Source organism: Okeania sp., assembly GCF_983059655.1.
Window position 1 is genome coordinate 1 of sequence record NZ_CEZPJD010000693.1, and the last position, 4,256, is coordinate 4,256.

General features: G+C 36.9%; 4 protein-coding genes and 1 pseudogene. 4 read left to right on the forward strand and 1 reads right to left on the reverse strand.

All coding sequences use genetic code 11. The annotated features are described in order from the left end of the window. The first annotated feature begins 224 nt into the window (after nucleotides 1–224). Complete coding sequence (locus AC3DU7_RS26755) at nucleotides 225–713, forward strand: DNA-binding protein (RefSeq protein WP_488042305.1); 489 nt, start codon at nucleotides 225–227, stop codon at nucleotides 711–713. 220 nt (nucleotides 714–933) lie between these two features. On the opposite strand, the gene nadC is transcribed toward AC3DU7_RS26755, so the two are convergent. Continuing rightward, nucleotides 934–1,836, reverse strand: coding sequence for a carboxylating nicotinate-nucleotide diphosphorylase (nadC, locus tag AC3DU7_RS26760; RefSeq protein WP_488042306.1), 903 nt, complete (start codon nucleotides 1,834–1,836; stop codon nucleotides 934–936). Nucleotides 1,837–2,090: 254 nt separating this feature from the next. Here nadC and nadA point away from each other — a divergent pair, with 254 nt between their 5' ends. The 3 genes and pseudogenes from nadA to AC3DU7_RS26775 all read left to right on the forward strand — a co-directional run. After that, on the forward strand, nucleotides 2,091–3,062 hold the full coding sequence (gene nadA / locus AC3DU7_RS26765) for a quinolinate synthase NadA (protein ID WP_488042307.1): 972 nt from the start codon (nucleotides 2,091–2,093) through the stop codon (nucleotides 3,060–3,062). Nucleotides 3,063–3,196: 134 nt separating this feature from the next. Continuing rightward, nucleotides 3,197–3,331: an element excision factor XisH family protein gene (locus tag AC3DU7_RS26770; RefSeq protein ID WP_488042308.1), complete on the forward strand. Its 135-nt coding sequence runs from the start codon at nucleotides 3,197–3,199 to the stop codon at nucleotides 3,329–3,331. 63 nt (nucleotides 3,332–3,394) lie between these two features. Then, nucleotides 3,395–4,256, forward strand: a pseudogene (locus AC3DU7_RS26775) (RNA-guided endonuclease InsQ/TnpB family protein); the annotation flags it as partial.

Genomic DNA, 4,256 nt, shown 5'->3' on the forward strand with positions numbered 1-4,256 from the left:
CTCCAAAGCTTATGCAATCGTGCATGGGTAAGTTTGGGTAAGTTTAGTAGAACGGTTATGTTAGTTTAGACTTTGAGGTGTTGCAAAATTGTCTATCAACCTCCCTACTATGAATGAATACTGGTAAATACTTGAAAATCAAAAATTATTGCCAAACTTAGTTTTTTGTGGTTTAGTCATCCAGAGTTATTCAGCTTATAAATTTATATATTCCGGAATAGTTTATGAAAGATACAGTAGGTACAACAGAAGCAGCTTTTCTTCTCAATATTTCTACCGCCAGACTCAGGCTACTTCTCAGGCAAGGTCGTCTCAAAGGAGCCAAAAAGGTCAAACGATTCTGGATAATTCCTTTGAATAGTCGAGGAATGCCAGAAATTACCCCTGGTCGTCGAGGTCCTCAAGGAACTTGGAATAAAGGATTCCGTACAGGCAATACTTTTATCCATGTGCTGCGCAAAGAAATTGACCATAACCGAGACCATGGCACTTCTCTTCCAGCTATTTCTGTCAAACAGGGAGGCAAAAATTATCGTTGTCACGAAGTAGAGATTCTGGGAAATTGCAAAATAGTTTACCGACCTCATAAACCTAATAGAAGTCAAGCTGGTGGTGCTCGCCTGTGGATTGAGGTAGAGCCTGATATTCAAATAATTCGCAAGTCTTTCCCAGATATACAGTTAGAGGAAAATAAACCTAAAGGTTTTGGTTAGCGATGAGTCTGATTTTTAGGCTCAACTGGATTTTTCTCTATATCTCTATATTAATAGTAATAGTATCGGTGTTGCCTTCTTTGACTTTTGGGCTAACACTACGTATTCTTATGCAAATAATTCTTATATTTCTAAGGCAATACCAACTTTCCTCAAAATTCTCTCTATAGCCTTAGTGAGCGCAAACCCTAATTATTAATTATTAATTGTTGAATATTCCCTATTCCAAACATCTTTCTCCTCCTGCTATATTTCTAATATTATTGTCTATTTTCATGCTTAAATCTAACCAAGTTGACCGAGTAATAGGAGCGCTAGTAGAAACATAATCGACACCTGTTTGAGCCACATTTCTAATAGTTTCTAAAGTAATATTTCCAGAAGCTTCAATTTTAATACGACTATTATTTTGCCTAATCATTTTAACTGCTTGCTGCATTACTTCAACAGACATATTATCCAGCATAATAATATCTGCCTGATACTCCAAAGCAGTTTCTACTTCTGCCAATGTTTCTGTCTCCACTTCAATAGTTAAAGGATAAGGTATTGTTTCTCTGACCTTAGCGATCGCTTCTCCAATCCCTCCAGCAGCAGCAATATGATTATCCTTAATCATCACCGCATCATCCAAACCCATCCGATGATTTTTCGCCCCACCAACTTGAGTTGCATATTTTTCTAATATTCTCAGTCCTGGAGTCGTCTTGCGAGTATCAACCAGTTGCACCGACAGATCGGCAATTTTATCTGCATATTTACGAGTCATAGTCGCTATCCCACTCAAACGCATCCCCAGATTTAAGGCCACCCTTTCCCCAGTCAAGAAACTATCTAAAGGCCCATCTAATTTAGCTATTACAGTACCCGACTCGCACCATTCCCCCTCTGTAACAGTAGGTAAAAAGTTGGCCTTTTCATCCAAAAGTTGAAATACTCTAGCTGCAATTGGCAACCCGGCAATAACTCCTGACTCCTTGACCAACCAATAACCTGCACCTAGAGTTATTTTGTCTGTTGAAAATAATCCTGTAGTAGTGCGATCGCCCCTACCAATATCTTCTAACAGCCAATCTTTTAATAAGTTATCTAATATTATATTTGGAGGTATAACAGATTGCATATATTTACTTAAATTTCATTCAAAATTACTGGCAGAGTAGCTTCCACCTAAAATCTTTAAGCCAGCAAAGATAAACTTGTCCATTTTTTGAATCTATCTTCGTTTACTCTACAAGATTAACTTTTTTCTCCCATAACTAACTCTAAATTCAATTTTTGATAAATTCTACTATAATTAATAAATCTATCATAAAATAGACTGATTAAAGTTTCTTAAACTTGCCACCAATAAGTAAATTACAGAAAGATTTAATAATGTTTGCCACTCAACTGAAAACTAACCAAACTTTAGATAATATACCTAACGATATATTTGAAGCGATCGCCCAGCTCAAGCAGGAATTAAATGCGGTTATTTTAGCTCACTATTATCAAGAACCCGATATTCAAGATATTGCTGACTATATAGGAGACTCCCTGGGTCTTTCCCAACAAGCAGCAGAAACAGATGCAGATGTCATTGTTTTTGCTGGAGTTCATTTCATGGCCGAAACAGCAAAAATTCTCAACCCTAATAAATTGGTACTTCTGCCAGACTTAGACGCAGGTTGCTCTCTTGCCGATAGTTGCCCACCGGAAGAATTTGCCAAATTTAAAGCAGTCCATCCTGATGCAATAGTTGTTTCTTACATTAATTGTACTGCTGCTATTAAAGCAATGAGCGATATTATCTGCACCAGTTCCAACTCTGTGAAAATAGTTAAGCAAATACCAGCAGACCAACCCATAATTTTTGCCCCAGACCGTAACCTGGGTCGTTATGTTATGGAGCAAACCGGACGAGATTTAATTTTGTGGGAAGGAAGTTGCATTGTTCACGAGATATTTTCTGAAAAAAAGATGGTGCAATTAAAAATAGAGCATCCTGAAGCTGAAATTATTGCTCATCCAGAATGTGAACCGAGTGTGTTGCGCCATGCTAATTATATTGGTTCGACTACTGCTTTATTAAAGTATTCTCAGGAAAACCAAAACCAAACATTTATTGTGGCAACTGAACCGGGAATAATTCATCAAATGCAAAAGAATGCACCTAGTAAAAACTTTATTCCTGCACCAGCGATGAATAATTGTGCTTGCAATGAATGTCCTCATATGAGACTGAATACTTTAGAAAAACTATATCTGGCGATGAAAAATCAGATACCTGAAATTACTATTCCTGAAGAGACACGAGTAGCAGCATTGAAACCTATTCAAAAGATGTTGGAACTTTCATTTAATTAGGGATAATGTATAGGAACAGACAAAATGACAGAAGATGAGATAACTTTCAATTTTCAATAGCGTGTATTTCTTGGGATTTTTGCCTGGCAAGACAGCGCATTTATGCAACAAAGCCATCTTTAAATAAACAAACTATGGCAGCAAAAGATACCTTTCATAATCAAGTAAAATCTGCTTTACAGAAGGAGGGCTGGTGCATTACCCATGACCCTCTGTATATTAATTTTGCTGAAGTTGAAATTTACATTGACTTGGGAGCATTGACTTAATCAGAGAATAACGATATGATACGTTAAAAAACATACTTTTAGGCAGGCTGCACTCACCCATACATGAAATCCATTAGAACAAAGCTGAAACTTAATAATAAACAGAAGACTCTGATGGCTCAACACGCTGGCTATTCACGCTGGTGTTATAACTGGGGTTTAAGTTTGTGGAATGCTGCTTATGTTGATGGTTATAAACCAAATGCTCGTAAGCTAAGAGAGTTTTTACCAATCACACAAAACCACTCTATCCCTGGATGAAAAACCTCTCATCTAAAGTTTATCAATATGCTTTCCGACACTTAGGTGAAGCATTTAAAAGATTCTTCCAAGGCTTAGGTAAACGCCCAAGGTTTAAAAAGAAAGGTAAGTCTGATTCATTCACAATAGATAATTGTGGAAAGCCAATAGAACTAAACGGATGGAATCACAAATTACCTTTTATTGGTATAGTCAAAACTTATGAACCAATTGAAGCAACAACTAAAAAAATAACAATCAGTAAACAAGCTGGTGACTGGTATTTAAGTTGCAGCTATGAATTTACTCCAACTTCAACACCAAAAACTACAGAAGTTGTAGGTGTAGATTTAGGAATTAAGACACTAGCAACACTCAGCACAGGTGAAGTCTTCGATAGTGTTAAGCCTTACAAAAAAGCGCAAAACAGACTGGCTAAATTACAACGACAACTAAGTAGGAAAGTTAAGCATTCAAGGAATTGGTACAAAGCAGTAGTCAAGCTAGCCAAACAACATAGACGAGTAGCTAATATCCGTAAAGATGCACTTCATAAACTGACAACTTATTTAGCCAAGAACCACGGCACTGTTGTGATAGAAGACCTAAATGTATCTGGAATGTTAGCCAACCATAAGCTAGCCAAGTCAATAGCAGACCAAGGCTTTTACGAATTTAGAAGACA